Origin of the sequence: Microbispora sitophila, from assembly GCF_014892245.1 — a bacterium.
Taxonomy (GTDB): domain Bacteria; phylum Actinomycetota; class Actinomycetes; order Streptosporangiales; family Streptosporangiaceae; genus Microbispora; species Microbispora siamensis.
In genome coordinates this window covers 417746-433944 of record NZ_JADBGC010000003.1, presented here as the reverse complement: position 1 = coordinate 433944, position 16199 = coordinate 417746, and the positions used below count along the sequence as shown (strand labels likewise).

Annotated in this window: 11 protein-coding genes; 4 read left to right on the top strand and 7 right to left on the bottom strand. The window is 73.5% G+C overall.

Annotated elements, in window-relative coordinates; genetic code table 11:
- Positions 1 to 726: 726 nt before the first annotated feature.
- On the top strand, positions 727 to 1497 hold the full coding sequence (locus tag IL992_RS07855) for a class I SAM-dependent methyltransferase (RefSeq protein ID WP_193202622.1): 771 nt from the start codon (positions 727 to 729) through the stop codon (positions 1495 to 1497).
- On the opposite strand, the gene IL992_RS07850 is transcribed toward IL992_RS07855, so the two are convergent.
- The 5 genes from IL992_RS07850 to IL992_RS07835 all read right to left on the bottom strand — a co-directional run bounded on the left by IL992_RS07850 (position 1438) and on the right by IL992_RS07835 (position 10153).
- Entirely contained in the window at positions 1438 to 2421 is a 984-nt protein-coding gene (locus tag IL992_RS07850) for a DUF3068 domain-containing protein (protein WP_193202621.1), read from the bottom strand. The genes IL992_RS07855 and IL992_RS07850 overlap by 60 nt on opposite strands.
- Entirely contained in the window at positions 2418 to 6572 is a 4155-nt protein-coding gene (locus tag IL992_RS07845) for an alpha-(1->3)-arabinofuranosyltransferase domain-containing protein (RefSeq protein ID WP_319018413.1), read from the bottom strand. Before IL992_RS07845 ends, IL992_RS07850 begins: the two co-directional genes overlap by 4 nt.
- An 8-nt stretch (positions 6573 to 6580) precedes the next feature.
- The gene (locus IL992_RS07840; protein WP_319018412.1) at positions 6581 to 7858 is read right to left on the bottom strand and encodes a glycosyltransferase family 4 protein; all 1278 of its coding nucleotides are present in this window, start codon (positions 7856 to 7858) and stop codon (positions 6581 to 6583) included.
- A gap of 224 nt (positions 7859 to 8082) precedes the next feature.
- The gene (locus IL992_RS47535; RefSeq protein ID WP_256862666.1) at positions 8083 to 8214 is read right to left on the bottom strand and encodes a hypothetical protein; all 132 of its coding nucleotides are present in this window, start codon (positions 8212 to 8214) and stop codon (positions 8083 to 8085) included.
- A gap of 139 nt (positions 8215 to 8353) precedes the next feature.
- Entirely contained in the window at positions 8354 to 10153 is a 1800-nt protein-coding gene (locus tag IL992_RS07835) for a hypothetical protein (protein WP_193202619.1), read from the bottom strand.
- Positions 10154 to 10399: 246 nt separating this feature from the next.
- Between IL992_RS07835 and IL992_RS07830 the strand changes: the two genes are divergently transcribed.
- Positions 10400 to 10954, top strand: coding sequence for a hypothetical protein (locus IL992_RS07830; protein ID WP_193202618.1), 555 nt, complete (start codon positions 10400 to 10402; stop codon positions 10952 to 10954).
- A 15-nt stretch (positions 10955 to 10969) separates the two neighbouring features.
- Here the strand turns inward: IL992_RS07830 and IL992_RS07825 are convergent, their stop codons facing one another.
- Positions 10970 to 13177, bottom strand: a complete 2208-nt coding sequence (locus tag IL992_RS07825) for an acyl-CoA dehydrogenase (protein WP_193202617.1) — start codon at positions 13175 to 13177, stop codon at positions 10970 to 10972.
- 188 nt (positions 13178 to 13365) lie between these two features.
- Here IL992_RS07825 and IL992_RS07820 point away from each other — a divergent pair, with 188 nt between their 5' ends.
- Positions 13366 to 14448 (top strand): S1C family serine protease, encoded by a 1083-nt coding sequence (locus IL992_RS07820; RefSeq protein ID WP_193202616.1) that lies wholly within the window; start codon positions 13366 to 13368, stop codon positions 14446 to 14448.
- Between the two features lie 78 nt (positions 14449 to 14526).
- The gene (locus IL992_RS07815; protein WP_319018411.1) at positions 14527 to 15567 is read left to right on the top strand and encodes an adenosine deaminase; all 1041 of its coding nucleotides are present in this window, start codon (positions 14527 to 14529) and stop codon (positions 15565 to 15567) included.
- Here the strand turns inward: IL992_RS07815 and IL992_RS07810 are convergent.
- Positions 15540 to 16112, bottom strand: coding sequence for a GntR family transcriptional regulator (locus tag IL992_RS07810; protein ID WP_319018410.1), 573 nt, complete (start codon positions 16110 to 16112; stop codon positions 15540 to 15542). The genes IL992_RS07815 and IL992_RS07810 overlap by 28 nt on opposite strands.
- Between the last annotated feature and the right edge of the window lie 87 nt (positions 16113 to 16199).

Sequence of the window (16199 nt, the reverse complement as noted above, 5' to 3'; positions counted from 1 at the left end):
AGCGCAGTTCGCGCAGCATGAGCGCGATCCACGAGCCCGCCCACGGCCGCAGGTGCGACGTGGTGAGCGCGAACAGCAGGAACGGGACGAAGACCCCCTTCGTGCTGAAGGCCATGCCGGCCAGGACCCAGTAGAAGGCCCGCCGGGCGTGCCGCGCCCCGCCCTCCCCGGCCCACCTCACCTGGGCCGCCAGGGCCATGACCATCGTGAGCTGGAGCGGCACCGCGTTGACGGCGGCCGACCACCAGCCGAAGGCCGGGACCGTCAGCGGCGAGAACAGGGCGAAGGTGAGCGGCAGCAGGATGCCCGGCCGCGTGCCGAACAGCCGCACGAGCAGCCGCAGCAGCATGACCGCCACGGCCGCCTGGACCGCGAACGTGACCGCCGAGACCAGCAGCCAGTCGTACGGCGACAGCCGCGACAGCACCCAGGTGAGCCCGAGGGCCCCCGGCATCAGGTGGCCCTTGTGGACGCGGAACAGGAAGTCGAACGTGAGGGAGTGCTCGTAGGCGTCGCCCACGAACAGGAAATCGTCCTCGACGAAGGAGGAGGACGTCAGGACGGGGATCCGGACCGCCAGCGACGCCACGACCAGCAGGACCGCCGCGATCATGACAGGGTTCGCCAGGCTCGCTCGCCATGCCGGCAGCACGATGCCGGGCCGTCCGGTACGCACGATCTGAGTCATCGGGATTCTCCCAGCGCCGTGGGACAAAAGGGGGTGTTATGCTCCGGCGCACCCGACAGGAGAGGGACGTCGTGCACGCCGAGCCGTTCCGCGCCGACCTGGCCCGTTCGATTCGCCTGTTCAGCGCCTTCCGCAAGGAGCAGACCGACCCCGACTTCTTCTACGGCCTGCTCGCCCGTGACACCGTCGCCCAGCTCGCGGCGTACGCCGACCTCGACGGCGCGCTCGTCGCGGACGTCGGCGGCGGGCCCGGCTACTTCACCGACGCACTGCGCGCCGTGGGCGCGCGGCCGGTGTGCGTCGACTGCGACGCCGGGGAGATGAGCGCGCGCACCGGCGCCGTCCCCGACGGCGCGGTGCTCGGCAGCGCCCTCGACCTGCCGATGAAGACCGGCTCTGTCGACGTCTGCTTCTCCTCCAACGTGCTGGAGCACGTGCCCGACCCGTGGCGGATGGGCGACGAGATGGTGCGGGTGACGAAGCCGGGCGGCATCGTCTACCTGTCGTTCACCAACTGGCTGTCGCCCTGGGGCGGCCACGAGACCTCGCCGTGGCACTACCTGGGCGGGCACCACGCCGCGCGCCGCTACGCGCGCCGCCACGGCCGCTCCCCCAAGAACGTGTACGGCACGAGCCTGTACGCCGTCTCGGTGGCCCGGGCGCTCGCGTGGGCCAGGCGGCATCCCGGCGCCGACCTCGTCGACGCCCTGCCGCGCTACCACCCTCGCTGGGCGACCCCGGTGATCCATCTACCCGGCGTTCGCGAGATCGTGACCTGGAACCTGCTGCTGGTGTTGCGCCGCCGTTGACCTCCTCGGCCGGGTCGCGATCCGGAAGACGGCGGCGAGCACGGCGGCGAGCAGGCCGCACGCCAGCGGGATCCACTCGCGCGTCAGCAGGATCCATCGGCGGAACCTGGCCGCCTCGTCCGCGAAGGCGCGCACCTCGGCGCTGCTCGTCGTCAGGTCGGCGTCGAAGGCGACCAGCCGCTCGACCTGGTCGGGTGTGCGCAGGGTGTCGCGCCGCCGCTCCTGGGTGCGCACGGTCAGTCCGCTCTCCGGCTCGACCCAGATCGTGCGGGTGACCTCGGTGTACCTCGCCACGGCGACCCGCTCCTCGTCCGGCATTCCGACCGTCGTGCCGGGCACCGGGCCGGGCAGGTCGGCCGTCTTCACCGGCCCGGCCGAGTAGGTGTAGCGGTAGGCCGGCACGCCCTCGACGGTCTCCTCGCGCTCGAACCGCATCGGCGCCTCCCGCCGCAGCACCGGGTCGAACATGGTGTACGAGCGCGGCTCGGCCCCGGCGGGCAGGCGGAAGGCCAGCCCGGTCTGCCGTACGCCGGGGTCGTCGTCGACGTACTCCCCGCAGCACTCGACGGCCAGGCCGGTCCGCCGGTCGAAGGCCGTGCGGCGCTCGTGGTAGTCGACGCGCTCGCCGTCCCGGGTGTCGAGCGAGGAGAACTCCACCCAGACGGCCGTACGGTCGTCACCCGCCTGCGGGTCCCCGTATATGGCCACCGTGTTCTGCACCGGCACGTTCCTGTGCAGGCGGAAGGTGGCGGTGTCGAGGTAGGTGGCCGAGGGCGAGACGAGCCGCTGGACGCGGGTCTGCTCCAACGGCAGGACCGTGGTCCGCGGATAGACGTAGAAGTGGAACAGCGCCCCCACGGTGATCAGGAAGGCGATGCCCGCCAGGAGGAGCGGGCGCCGAAGCCGCACGAACGCGTCCGTCATCGGGCTACCTCCCCCTGCTCACGTATGGCACCGTCGCGTACGGCGGCCAGCAGACGGGCGAGCACGACGAGACAGAGCACGTCGGCGGCCAGGCCCTGCCCCACGGCCTGGGCGAGCCCGGCGAGGCCGAGCGCGACGACCGCCACCCACGCGGAGGCGGCGTGGCGGGCGAAGGCCCGCAGGCGGCTCGGACCCGCGTGCTGGGCGCCGGCGATCCCGCGCAGCCACAGGAACGCCGCCAGCGCGGCGGCGACGACGACCGCGCCCGCCACGCCCCCGGCCCACAGTCCGGCGAGCGGCGCCGCGATCCACACCCACAGCGCGCGGACGCGGCCCGGCGCCACGGCGCGCAGCCGCGACCGGCCGCGCACCAGCGCCAGGGCCACCACCACGAGGGCCAGGCCCAGCCCGGCGAGCAGCGCGATGCGGTAGGCCGGGTCGGGCTCGTAGCGCAGCACCACCTCGCCGCCGCCGGCCGGCAACTCCCAGGCCTGCCGCCAGCCGTCGAGCCGTGCCGGGGTCAGCCGTGCGCCGTCGAGGTACGCCTGCCAGCCGGCGTTGTAGTTCTCGTTGACCACCAGGTAGGAGGGCGCGGCGGCGGCGACCCGGAGGCGGCGCTCCTGCGGCCCCCACGACGTCACCGTGGCGGGAGTCGCCGTCACCGCCGCGCGGTCCTCTCCGGCTCCGTCGTCCAGCACCACCGAGCGCACGCGGAAGGCGTCGCTCGGCGCCACACTGACCCGGCTGCGGCCCTCGGTCAGGTGCACGGGCGCGCACCCCGAATAGGTCAGCGGACGACCGTTGAGCACGTCGTCGAGCGTGCCGCCGACCACCCGGGTCGGCACGTCGTCGCCGTCCACCCGCAGCGTCGGGCCATAGCCGCAGGGCAGCCGCAGCGGGATGGCGCCGAGGCCGCCGAGGGGCTTCACCCCGGGGATGGCGATCTCGGCCACCTCGATCGCGCGGGAGGCGGGCGCGGTGAACTCGATGGTGAACTTCCGCGTCTTCAGCGCGGGGAACGTGAACACGCCGTCGCGGTCCACCCACCCCTGCACCGCTCGCTCTCCCGCGCGCAGCGTGAGCTTCACCGGCGGGATGCCCTGCGCCGAGTCGGGGAACAGCACCCGGATCCGGGAGAACGTCCGGGTCCTGCCCAGGTCGATCGACAGCGTCGGATGCCGGTCGAACGGCTGGGCGTACCACAGCGTCGAGGGGTCGCCGTCCATCGCCTGGCGGCCCAGCACGGCCCCGTGCTCGGCCGCCGTGGACGACGCGCTGACGTGCGGATACTGGTTCGGCAGCGTGGTGATCAGATCCGCCGCCTTCGGATCGGTGAGCACGGCCTGCCCGCGCACCGTGCGCACGCCGTCGCGTGCCACCGGGATGAGCCGGTCGAACCCGTAGCCGTCCTCGCCGATGATCTGCAGCCGGGAGGAGCAGGTCCAGGTGACCGACCCCCGCATGCACGCGTCGGCGTCCCCCCGCTTGGTGAGCAGCACGGCGCCCGGGTCGCCCGTGCCGGTGTCCGTGGTGGATGTGTCCGGCACCGAGATCGTCCGTACCGCCCGCACGCCGGGGATGCGCAGGTCGGTGATGCCGACCCGGCTGCCGAGCGCGGTTTTCGGCTCGTACGCGAGTCCGGTCACCCGGACCCGCAACCACGAGCTCTTCCCCGGCACCGGGCGCAGCGGCTGGAGCGCGTCGGTCCGCGCCACCGCCGCTCGGCGGACGCCGCGCTCGGTCTCCAGCGCGACCTCGGCCACCGGCGGCCCGATCGCCCCCTGTTCGAAGGCCGCCGAGATCTCGGTCAGGTCCACCTGGCCGGTGAAGCGGACCTCCAGCCACTCGCCGACCGCGCCGTTCCAGCCGTCCGACCGCCACCCCGTGCGCGGGTCCTCGTCGAGCGCGGCGTACGGCTGCCGCCCCGGGTCGCGCTGGCCCACGGCGGCCGTGACGGCGGAGTCCGCCGACGAGGCGGTGACGTCCTTCACGTCGAGGTAGCGGGCGGTCGAGGTGGCCGCCGACCAGGCCGGATCGGTGAGATCGGTGGTGACAGGCACCCGGTTGTCCGGCAGCGTGGCCGACGCGATGCGCCGTACGTCACCGAACACGATGTCCCGTTTCCGCAGGGTGTCGGTGAGGATCGTGTCGCGGGCGGGGATCGCCGCCGCGCCCGGCTCGTCGCCCACGAGCACCGGGCGGTCGCCGGTGAGCAGCCCCTCCTCGGCCAGGTCGAGCACGGCCTCCGGAGCGCCCTCCACGTGCAGCGTGCCCGCACGGGGCACGGTCGAGGCGAGCGGGGCCGTCCCGGGGATCTTGTAGACCTCCAGCGCCGGGTAGGGCTGGTCGAGCCAGCCCGAGGCGGTGCCGTTCGCGGTCAGGCCGACCAGCGGCCCGAACTCGGCGGTCCTGGACAGCCCGGAGTCCTGCAGGGTCTGGTGCACCCGGGCGGGCCAGGCGGTCCCGAGCGTCTCCCTGACCAGGTCGTTGCGGATGAGCAGGTAGGTCACGCCGGCGCGGCGCAGGGCCTCGGTCAGGCCGGGCGAGCCGTGCCCGGTGGCGAAGCGCTCGTCCACCGCCTGCACGAGCCGGGCCAGGCCGGGCGATCCCCACGGCACGTTCGCGTGGGTGGCCCAGCGCACGGTCAGCAGCGACTGCATGGGCTCGTCGAGCGGGCGGCCCCACAGGTATTCGCCGCGCGCCGAGCCGGGCATGGCGAGCACCATGCCGTCGCCCGCGTTGCGGTTCAGCCAGTCCGCCGCCTGCCGCCAATAGGCGGGAAGGTCCGCGAAGGAGCCGCGGGCGGTCACCCCGGCGGTCCCGACCGGCACGAGCGTGAGCGCGAGCAGCCCCGCCGCCACCGCGGTGACCGGCCTGCGCAGGCGCACCGATCCGGTGACAGGCAGCGCGGCCAGGCCGAGCGCCAGCGGCAGCCGGATCAGCGCGTCGAACTTGTGCAGGTTGCGGAAGGGCGCGAGCGGCCCGTCGAGCAGGTCCCTCACCTGGCCGGTCCAGGGGTGGGCGAGGTCGCCCGCATGGCCCGCGGTGACGATCAGCAGGCCCGCGATCACGCTCAGGACCAGGAACGTCCGCTCGGGGGTCGCCCTGCGGACGACGCCGGTCAGCCCGAGCCCCGCCACCAGCGCCGTCGCGGCGACCAGCCACGGCGCGGTCGCCTGGTCGTAGGCCGCGGGCAGCCACGGCTGCCCGTCCACCGGCAGGAACGAGATCCAGCTCGACGTGCCGCGCAGCGCGTTCACCAGTGAGGTGACGCTGGTTGTCGCCGACGCCGTCTCGATGAACGGCAGGAACGAGAAGATGTAGCGCCCAAGCAGCAGCAGCGGGACGAGCCACCACATCGACACGAGGCCGACGAACAGCAGCCACCAGCCGAGCAGGGCCCACATGCGCCCGTCGTGGCGGCGGGTGAGCAGGTAGACGAGCGGCACGACGAGCACGGCCAGCTCCGCCGCCGCGTTGACGCCGCCCGCGAACAGGAACGCGGCGGCCGACAGCGCGGCGGCCCGGCGCGGGCTCGTCCCCTGCCGCGTGCCACTCACCAGCGGCAGCAGCACCCACGGCAGCACGGCGCTCGGCTGGAACTCCGAGGAGTTGATCCCGATCAGGGCCAGCGCGTGCGGGGCCAGGGCGTAGGCGAGCGCGCCGAGGATCCGGGTGCCGGGCGAGCCGATGCCCATCGCGCGGGCCAGCCGCTCTGTCCCGAGGAACGCCGCGCACAGCACGAGCGACATCCAGAGCCGCTGGATGTCCCAGGCGGGCATGTCCATGGCCCGGAAGAGCACGTAGAACGGCCCCATCGGGAAGAGATAGCCGTACGCCTGGTTCTGCAGGTGGCCGAAGTAGGCCGGATCCCACAGGTGCAGCGCGCGCGAGAGGAACCCCAGGGGGTTCACCGCCATGTCGAGCTTGGTCTCGGAGATCACCGCGCCGGGCGCGGTGTTGAAGGCGACGGCCGCAAGCAGCAGGCAGCCCGCCAGCAGCCGGAGCCGGTGCCGCAGCCCCCGGCCCGGCGGCGCGGGAGGAGCGGCGGGGGCCGTCTCCGGGGCCCCGGCGGTCTCCCCTGGCCTGCGGGTCGCCCCCTCCCGGGTGGGACCGGGCTCCCGCGGCTGGACCGAGACGTCAACGGACACGGGCGCGCTCAGGACTTCTCAGGGCCGTCGCCGGAGGTTCGCGCGGGGAGCCGGCCGAGCTCGCCCGCCACCAGTCTGGTCATGGCCGCCCCCGTCTTCCCCCAGGTGAACTCGCCCGCCCAGCGACGGCACGCCCGGGCCATCCGCGCCCTCGTCAGGGGATCGTCCAGCTCCCGCAGCGCCTGGCCGACCACGTCGGCGAGCCGTTCGCCGTCGCGCACCAGCCACCCCGTCACGCCGTGCCGTACGGAGTCGCGCAGGCCGGCCACGTCGTAGGCGACGGTGGGCACGCCGAGCGCCGCCGCCTCGATCACGGTCAGCCCCCAGCCCTCGAACTCCGAGGCCGTGACGTTCAGCCTGGCGCCGCTCAGCACCGCGTTCTTCTCCGCCTCCGGCAGGAATCCGTGCAGGTGGACCCGCCCCGCCACGTCGGGCCTGCCCGCCCGCGCGGCCAGCCGGTCGTGCTCGGGGCCCCGCCCGACGACGTGCACGTGCAGGCCGGGACGGCAGGGCGCCAGCTCCGCGGCGAGCTCGACCACCCGCTCGACGCGCTTGTGGCCGACCAGGCGGCCCAGGTAGACGACGGCCGGGCTGCCCGGCACCGGCTCCCTCGCGACGGGCCTGGCGGTCGGGCTGCCGTTGGGCACCACCTCGATCGGGGCCAGCCAGCGGAGGCGGTCACGCAGTTCGTCCCGGGAGGACTCGGAGACCGTCACCGTGGTGCATCGCCGGTAGAGCAGCCGCGCCACCGGCCCCTCGATGAAGCAGCCGACCCGCGCGAGCCACCGGGGGAAGAAGGCGTAGAACTGCCGGTCGTGCACGTGGTGGACCACGCAGATCACCCGCGTACGGCGGCGTGCCACGACCGGCGAGAAGAACGGGATGCCGTTCATGCAGTCGATGATGACGTCGAACCGGCGGCGGCGCAGCAGCAGCCAGAGCGGGACGAGAAGGTAGACCAGATATTTGTTGCCCATCCTGCGCAGTTCGATGCCGTCACGCGACTCGCCGCGGGTCTGGTATCGCTCCCGGCTGGTGACGAAGTGGACGCGCGCCCCCTGGCCGACGAGGTAGGCGGCGACCCGCCAGGCGTACTCCTCCGCGCCGCCCGCGACGGTCTGGCTCGGCTCGCGGAAGTTCAGCACGGCCACGCGCACGCCGTCGAGCAGGGGAACGGCGGCCGGAGCCGCACGTGTGCCGGTGGCCGCCAGATGCGGCCTGTCGGGCGGCTCGGGAAGGGGGGCCGGGTGCCCCGAGGACTTCGCCTTCGCACCCTGTGCGACCACGACCACTCCTTCGGGTGACGCGTCTCGGCGGCGAGTTCGGGGGGCACCGCGGGACGCGGCCGCCGGCACGGGTGGTCCCGGTACGCGGCGGGTGAGGCGGTGCGGGGCGAATCGGGGCACGGACGCATGAGGGCATGGCGAAACCACGCCCCTGACGAACTGGGTCTTCGCGGGGAGTCCTTTTCGAGGGAGTCCTTATGAAACGGACGTCAGGTCTGGTGCGCTCACCTGTCGCCGTAGTTGTAGAGCGGCTTGTTCGGCGGTTCAGCGGTGGGCGCGGCCACGTTGACGACCGCCACGGAGGCGACGCCGGCGAGCACGGCCCCGACCGCGAGAGCAGCCAGCACCTTCAACACGGATGCTTCCTCCTCCACAGTTCGAACGCGCGGGTGCGCCGAGACTAGAACGTGATACAGCTCCTACACCATAGCCTTGGTCAAACCGTGATAAAAAGACTTACCGTCCAGTATGCCGCGAGTCGCGGATCTTGGCTGCTCACAGGCGCACCAGGAGTAGTTCACGGCCCCTGTAGACGGGGGTCGCCCCCGGCAGCCGGGATAAGAACGTGTTCTCGTCAACTCCGCCGGCGAGCACGTACCGCACCCCCTCCCGGGTCAGCGCCCCGGTGAGCGGACTCGTCGCGGGCCCGGCCAGCAGCGCGCCGATCCGCCGCGCGCGCGGGCTCTCGGGGGCCACCCGGATCTGTCTCCCGCCGCCCGTGCCGACGACGAGCGCGTCGTTCCACACCACCGGCCGGGCGAACATCTTGGTGGCGGGATCGAGGACCACCCGGCCGCCGTTCCAGGAGAACGCGCGGTAGGCGCTCCAGGGCAGCGACAGCAGCGCGCCCGGGGCCGGATCCCCGTTGACGACGGCCTGGACGCGGCGCCACTCCTCGGGATATCCGGCCGTCCCGAGCCTGCCGAACGCACCCAGCGCGAACGTCGGCAGGACCAGCACCGGCACCGCCACCGCGGCCGCCGCGACCGGCGCCGGCATGGCGGCGCGGAGGGCCGTCACCGCCATCGCGACCCCCACGGCCAGCGCAAGCGCGAACGGCGCGACGTACACCTGGCCATCGCGGAGCGGGCCGAACCCCGCCCACCAGCCGATCAGGGCGCGTGGCACGCCCGGCGCGAAGGCCCCGGCGCACGCGATCAGGACACCGGCGCACGCCGCCGCGGCCAGGCCGGGCCACCACGCGGGCCGCCGTACGAACCCGAGCCGTACGAACCCGGTGACCGCGACGAGGGTGAGGGCGAGGCGGACGGCGGCGAGCGCGGGCATGTCCTGTCCGGGCACCACCGCGTGGGAGTTCCAGATGCCGCCGAGCGTGAGCAGGCTGCCGAGCGTCCCGAACGGCCCGTCCGCCCGGGGCGCGAAGGCGGCCACCCCGGCGGGATCGGCCGCGGCGTCCGCCCTGAGCACCAGAACGAGCGCCGGGACGAGCCACGGCAGGCTGAGCACGACGACGACGCCCAGCGACGGCACCGCCGATGACAGCGCCGATGACAGCACGGCCCGCCGACACCCGCGGGCGCGCGCGCTCCTCGCTGCTCCCGGCTCGACGGGCCGCTCTTTCGCGTGATCCGGCGGCTCCGGCCGGTGTGCGGGGAGTCGCCGCAGCGCGGCCACCGGGAGCACGGTCAGGGCGCTGACGAGCATGGCCTGGAACCCGCCCACAGCGGCGGGCAGGAGGGCCGCCGCGAGCCGCACGGTCCCGCCGCGCGCCGCGGCGCGCACGGCCCAGGGCAGCCCGGCGTATCCGAGCAGCAGCGCCCACTGCCCGATGAGCAGGCGCTGGGCCAGATAGGCGTTCCAGGCGTAGAACGCCGCCGCGGCCAGGCTGGGCACGAGCACCCCCATCTCACGCCTCGCCCCGGCTTCGCCCGCGCCTGGCCCGACCGCGAACCCCGCACCCGCTCCAGCCACTGCGCGCACGTCCGGGCCCCTCGCCGCGTCATCTCCGGGGGCCCGCGGAGCCAGGGCGTCGCGCGCGAGAGCCCCGGCCCCCGACGCGGCCAGCGCGAACAGCCCGAGCAGGATCGCCTTCTGCACGATCTCCGCGGGCAGCAGGGCCGACAGCAGCGCCACGACCTGGTCGCTCGGCACGGCCCGGGGGAAGCCGTCACCGAGGCGCAGCGGCGGCTCCGGGACGAACACCATGTCGTAGCGCAGCGCGAACCCCGGCCCGAGAGCGGGCCCGAGCGCCAGCACCCCGAGAGCCAGGCCGAGCAGGGCCGGCCCACCCCGCGCGAGCACGGCCCGCAGGCGGGCGGCGGCGCCCAGCCGCACCCGGCCACGCTGTGCACAACGGGAAGGCGGCCACATGCCGACCAGGCTAACGGCCCGGCTTGCCGGCGTTCGATCGCGTCAACGTCCGCTCCGCGGCCTGTGCCTGGCAAGGCCGAAAGTGGACGGCAAGGCCGCTGCAAGCGCTCGGCCGTACCACGGGGACACGGCCGCCGCGACTCCCCGGCGGCGCCCACGCCCTGCCCGCCCGGTCGTCACGGCCCGCCCCAGGAGCACCGGAGGATCAACATGCCCCGCTCGACCCGCCACCTGGCCGGTCTCGCCGTCCTCGCCGTCGTCGCGGGCGGCCTGGCCGCGCTCAGCGTCCCGGCCCAGGCCGCGCCCACCGCCCCCACCGCGGCCGCTCCCAACACCGCCCCGACTCCCAAAGCCGCCCCGACCGCCGGGCCCGGCGAAGTCACCGCCTCCAGCTACATCGGCCTGGACGCCGACTGGGGGCCCTTCTACTCGGCGTACCGGAACGGCGCGCAGGCCATGGTCCGCGGCCGGGTGTGGGAGGACGAGGACAATGGCAGCTTCAACTTCGAGGCGCGGCTGTATGACCGGAACTCCTCGGCCAGGCTGTGCGCCTACCTGCGCGTGAAGGTCCGCACCGAGGACAGCACGTGGAGCAGGACGCTGAAGAAGTGCGGGCCGGACGGCTACGCCCGCTCGTACTTCCACGACTGGGAGGAGGACGTTCCCGAGGACGTCCGGGTCCAGGTCTGCTACCGGGACACGGTCACCCGCGCAATCACCTCCTGCGGCGGATGGTGGCACGCCTACCGCCGGATCACGCCGTGACCGGCGCCTTCCGAGCTACTTGCCCGGCTCCGGGTCGCGGGGCAGGCCGAGCATGCGCTCGCCGATGATGTTGAGCTGCACCTCCGTGGTGCCGCCGTAGATCGTCATCGCGCGGGTGGCGAGCACGGCGCGGTTCCAGTAGCCGGCGTCGCCGAGCTTCCAGTCGGCGGCGGTGACGGCGGCCGCGCCGAGCAGCGAGACCGCCACCTCGGAGACGTGCTGCGCGTGCGCGGTGGACAGCAGCTTGCGCACCGACGCGTCGGCACCCGGCTCGCTGCCGGCGAGCTGCTTGAGGGTCACCCGCAGCGACAGCGCGTTGATCGAGTGCGCCTCGCAGACGACGCGGGCGAGGTCCTGCCGCTCGGCGGCGGTGAGCTCGCGGCCCAGCCGGCCGGCCAGGCCGAGCAGGTCGGGCACCGAGGCGCCGGTGCCGCCCGAGCCGGACGACAGCGAGACCCGCTCGTTCGACAGCGTGTTCCTGGCGACCCGCCAGCCCTCGTCGACCTCGCCGACGACCATCTCGTCCGGCACGAAGACGTCGTCGAGGAACACCTCGTTGAACAGGTTCTCCCCGGTCATCTCGGTCAGCGGCCGCACGGTGACGCCGGCCGCCTTCATGTCCACCAGGAAGTAGGTGATGCCGTCGTGCTTCGGCTTGGAGGTGTCGGACCTGGCGATGCAGATGGCCCACTCGGCGACGTGGGCCACCGATGTCCAGATCTTCTGACCGTTGAGCTTCCAGCCGCCCTCGACCTTCTCCGCCTTCATCTGCAGCGACGCGAGGTCGGAACCCGCCCCCGGCTCGGAGAAGAGCTGGCACCAGATCAGCTCGCCGCTCAGCGTCGGCGGCAGGAACCGCTCCTGCTGCTCCGGCGTGCCGTACGTGACCAGCGACGGCACCACCCACGCACCGATGATCATCTGGGGCGGCTTGATCTTGGCCGCCCTGACCTCCTGGTGGATGAGCACCTGCTCCAGCGGGGAGGCCGCGCGGCCCCAGGGCTTGGGCAGGTGCGGCATGACGAAGCCGGCCTTGGCCAGGGCCCGCTTCTGCTCGACGCCCTCCAGGGCGGCGATCCCGGCGAGCTCCGCCCGGATGGACTCGCGCAACGGCTCCGACTCCTCCGGCAGGTCGATCTCCATTTCCCTGGCGACGCCCTGGAGCGCGAGCGCGGCCACCCGGTCGGACCATTCGGAGGAGGAGCCGAGCAGCGCGCGGATGGTCAGCGCCCGGCGGTAGTACAGGTGCGCGTCGTGCTCGAAGGTGTAGCCGATGCCGCCGAACGTCTGGATCGCGTCCTTGGCGCACTGCACGGCCGCGTCGGGCGCCATGACGGCGGCGATCGCGGCGGCGTAGTCGCGCTCGGCGCCCTCCGCCCGGGTGGCGTCCCACACCGTGGCCCGGGCCTGCTCCAGCGCCACCAGCATCCGCGAGATCTTGTGCTTGATGCCCTGGAACTGGCCGATCGGGCGGCCGAACTGCACCCGGACCTTGGCGTAGTCGGCGGCGGCGGACACGCACCAGGCGGCCACTCCGGCCGCGTCCGCGCCGAGGACGATCGCGGCCAGGTTGCGCACCTCGGCGCCGGTCAGGCCGGTCAGCACCCGCTCGGCGGGCACCCGTACACCGTCCAGCCCGACCTTGGCCACGCCGCGGGTGAGGTCGAGCGACTTGACCGCGGTGACCGTCGCCTGAGCGGCGTCGATGGCCACCCACTCCTCGCCGCCGTCCACGGACACCGGCAGGACCAGCACGTCGGCGACCACCGCGCCGAGGACGTGCCCGGCCGCGCCGCTGATCGTCAGCACGTCGCCGTCGCGTACGCCGGTGATCTCGGCCTCGAGTGCCACCGCGCCGGTCAGCGATCCGTCCGCGAGGCCGGGCAGCAGGTCGGCCTGGGCCTTGCCCTCGGCGGCGAGGATCGCGGCGCCGGCGAGCACGGTCGGCACCATCGGCCCGGGCGCCACCCGCTCCGACAGCGCCTCGATCGCCACGGCCGCCTCCAGGAGGCCGTAGCCGGAGCCGCCGAACTCCTCCGGAATGTGCAGCCCGAGCAGCCCCTGGCCGGCGAGAGCGGGCCAGAAGGCCGGACGCTCCTCCGTTCCCGGATCGGCGAGGACACCCACCGTGCTTCGCACGAGGTCGGCGGGCACGGCCCGCTCGGCCCATCCGGTCACCGACTCGCGAAGCGCCTCGTGCTCCTCGCTCAGCCCGATCGCCATAAGATCCTCCAGCGCTAGGTCCTTGTAGAACCATATTCTAGAGGAATATTCGCTGGCTAGGCCGTGGCCCGGAGCGCCGGGGGTACTCGGAGCGCCCGGGTATCGGCTGTCCCGGCCGCCCGTCATGAGCTGCGCTTGTCCCGGCGTGCCGCCTTGCGGCGACTGTTCGCGCAGGTAGACAGGGGACTATGCAGCTCTCACGGAAGGTCCTCCGTACGGTCGCCGCCCCGGCCGTGGCCGCGCTGGTCGCGGGGGGATGCGCGCCGGGAACCGCCCCGGGCGAGACCGCCTCGCCGACGGCGCCTCCGAAGACGGGGACGGCCGCGCCCGTGCCATCCCGCCCGATCGAGCTCGAGTCGACCTACGAGCAGGTCATCAAGAGGGTCCTTCCGTCGATCGTGCAGATCACCACCGGACAGGCGCTGGGCTCGGGCATCGTCTACGACACCGACGGCCACATCCTGACGAACGCCCATGTCGTCGGTGCCGCCAGGGAGTTCCAGGTCACGCTGGCGACCGGCGGCAAGCCGAGGAAGGCCAGGCTGGTGAGCTCCTATCCCCCCGGCGACCTGGCGATCATCCAGGTCGAGAACAGGAACGGGCTGACGCCGGCGACCTTCGGCCGTTCCGCGAACCTCAAGGTCGGGCAGATCGTGCTCGCGATGGGCAACCCGCTCGGCTTCTCCGGCAGCGTCACCCAGGGCATCGTGTCGGCCCTGGGCCGCACCGTGACGGGCGAAAGGCACGCCGGGGGCGGGGCCGCGACCATCGCCAACGCCATCCAGACCTCCGCGCCCATCAACCCCGGCAACAGCGGCGGCGCGCTGGTGGACCTGTCCGGCCAGGTCATCGGCATCCCGACGCTGGCCGCCGTCGATCCCAACCTGGGCGCCGCGCCCGGCCTCGGGTTCGCGATCCCGAGCGACACCGCGACCGACATCGCCCGCCAGATCATCCAGTACGGCCGGGTCGTCAACAGCCATCGGGCGGCCCTCGGCGTACGGGTCGGCACGGCGGTCGACCCGGACGGCAACCCCATCGGCGTGGCGGTCGGCTCGGTGTCCCCCGGCGGTGGCGCGGGCAAGGCCGGCATCCGCCCCGGCGACGTGATCGTGAAGGTCAACGGCACGTCCACGCCCACCGCCAGCGCCCTGTCGCAGGTCCTGGTGACGCTCAAACCGGGCGACAAGGCCCGGGTCGAGCTGATGCAACCGGACGGCACCAGGAGGACGGTGACCGTCGTGCTCAGCGAGCTGCCGGCCCGAGGATGAGCCCGATCCTGACAAAGTGGTGTGAGATACCGCGGAATCGCTTGGTGGCGGCTCCTACCTGGTTGTTACGTTCTGTCCGTGATCTCCCCGCAACTCACCCGGTTCATCGCCGGGCTGCCCAAGGCGGAACTGCACGTGCACCACATCGGTGCGGCGTCACCGCACATCGTCGCCGAACTCGCCGCGCGCTACGAGGGAGCGACGGCCGTGCCCGCCGACCCCGCGCTGGTCGAGGCGTTCTACGACTTCCGCGACTTCTCCCATTTCCTCCGGGTCTACCCGCAGATCGTGGACCTGGTGAGGACGCCCGAGGACCTGTGGACGCTGATCCACGGCGTGGGCGGCGACCTGTCCGCCCAGCAGGTGCGGTACGCCGAGCTCACCGTCACGCCGCAGCCCCACCTGGCCCGGGGCTTCGCCCCGCAGGAGTTCTGCGAGGTGATCGAGGACGCCCGGCGTAGGGTCGAGGCGGACTTCGGGACCATCCTGCGCTGGTGCTTCGACATCCCCGGCATCCCGGGCCCACCCGCCGAGCAGACGCTGTCCATCGCGCTCGACCAAGCGCCGGACGGCCTGGTCAGCCTGGGTCTCGGCGGCGCAGAGGCCGGGGTGCCCCGGTCGCAGTTCGCCCCGTACTTCGCCGCGGCCCGCGCCGCCGGGCTCCACTCGGTGCCGCACGCCGGTGAGGTCACCGACGCCGAGTACGTCTGGCAGGCCGTACGCGATCTCGGCGCCGAGCGGATCGCGCACGGCATCCGCGGCGTGCAGGACCCGGCGCTGCTGGAGCACCTGGCCGAGCACAGGATCACGCTGGAGGTCTGCCCCACCTCCAACGTCTGCACCAGGGCCGTGCCCAGCCTGGCCGAGCACCCGCTGCCCGCGCTCGTCGCGGCCGGGGTGCCGATCACGGTGAACACCGACGACCCGCCGATGTTCGGCACCGACCTCAACCGGGAGTACGCCGTGGCGGCCGAACTGCTCTCCCTCGACGAGAAGGGCGTCGCCGACCTGGCCCGCGCCGCGGTGGAGGCGTCCTTCCTCGGTGCCGAGGGCAAGGCGGCCCTGCTCGCGGAGATCGACGCCTACGCCGGTCAGAACTCGTCGGCCCCGCTCACCTGAACGATGTCGAAGACGTGCCGGGAGGCGGCGCAGACCGTCTCCAGCACGTGGATCGGCAGGTCCTCAGCCGAGTAGGAGGCCCGCACGATCTGGACCACCCACTCGCCGCGGTCTACTTCGAGCGTGGCCGCCTCGTCGCCCCGGGGCGGCCGGGCGACCAGGTGCTCCTCCGCCCGCCCGAACCGGTGGCCCAGCTCTTCGATTCGCGTCTGCAGGCTCGGCGCCAGGAAGCCCGGCTCGCACAGCGAAGTGTCCGCGAAGAGATCGAGCCGCAGGAAACTGGTGGCCACCCGCACCGGCACGTCGCCGGCGAGCAGCAGCTTGCGCCGGGCCAGCACCGGCGTGCCGGGCTCGACCCGCAGCCCGGCGGCCACGTGCTCGGGCGCGGGCTCCGGGCCGACGTACAGCATCCTGCGCCCGGCCCGCACCCCCTGCCGCTCCGCCTCCGTCAGGAACAACGAGGCCGATCCCCGTACGGCCGGCTCCGACGGCAACGACCGCCGCACCACCACTCTCGGCTCCCCCATGACTTTCGGCTGCCCCACGGCGCCCCCTCCCACGTACCGCCCCGACTCTAGGTACTCGTCCTGCCTGAGAGCCACTCCAGGGGTGGGCTCCACGGGGTGACGCGC

Bases quoted from the DNA above. Each gene is read 5' to 3' on its own strand.
- IL992_RS07855 (WP_193202622.1), top strand. From the start codon at position 727: ATGCTCCGGCGCACCCGACAGGAGAGGGACGTCGTGCACGCCGAGCCG.
- IL992_RS07825 (WP_193202617.1), bottom strand. From the start codon at position 13,177: ATGGCGATCGGGCTGAGCGAGGAGCACGAGGCGCTTCGCGAGTCGGTG.
- IL992_RS07820 (WP_193202616.1), top strand. From the start codon at position 13,366: ATGCAGCTCTCACGGAAGGTCCTCCGTACGGTCGCCGCCCCGGCCGTG.
- IL992_RS07850 (WP_193202621.1), bottom strand. From the start codon at position 2,421: ATGACGGACGCGTTCGTGCGGCTTCGGCGCCCGCTCCTCCTGGCGGGC.
- IL992_RS07830 (WP_193202618.1), top strand. From the start codon at position 10,400: ATGCCCCGCTCGACCCGCCACCTGGCCGGTCTCGCCGTCCTCGCCGTC.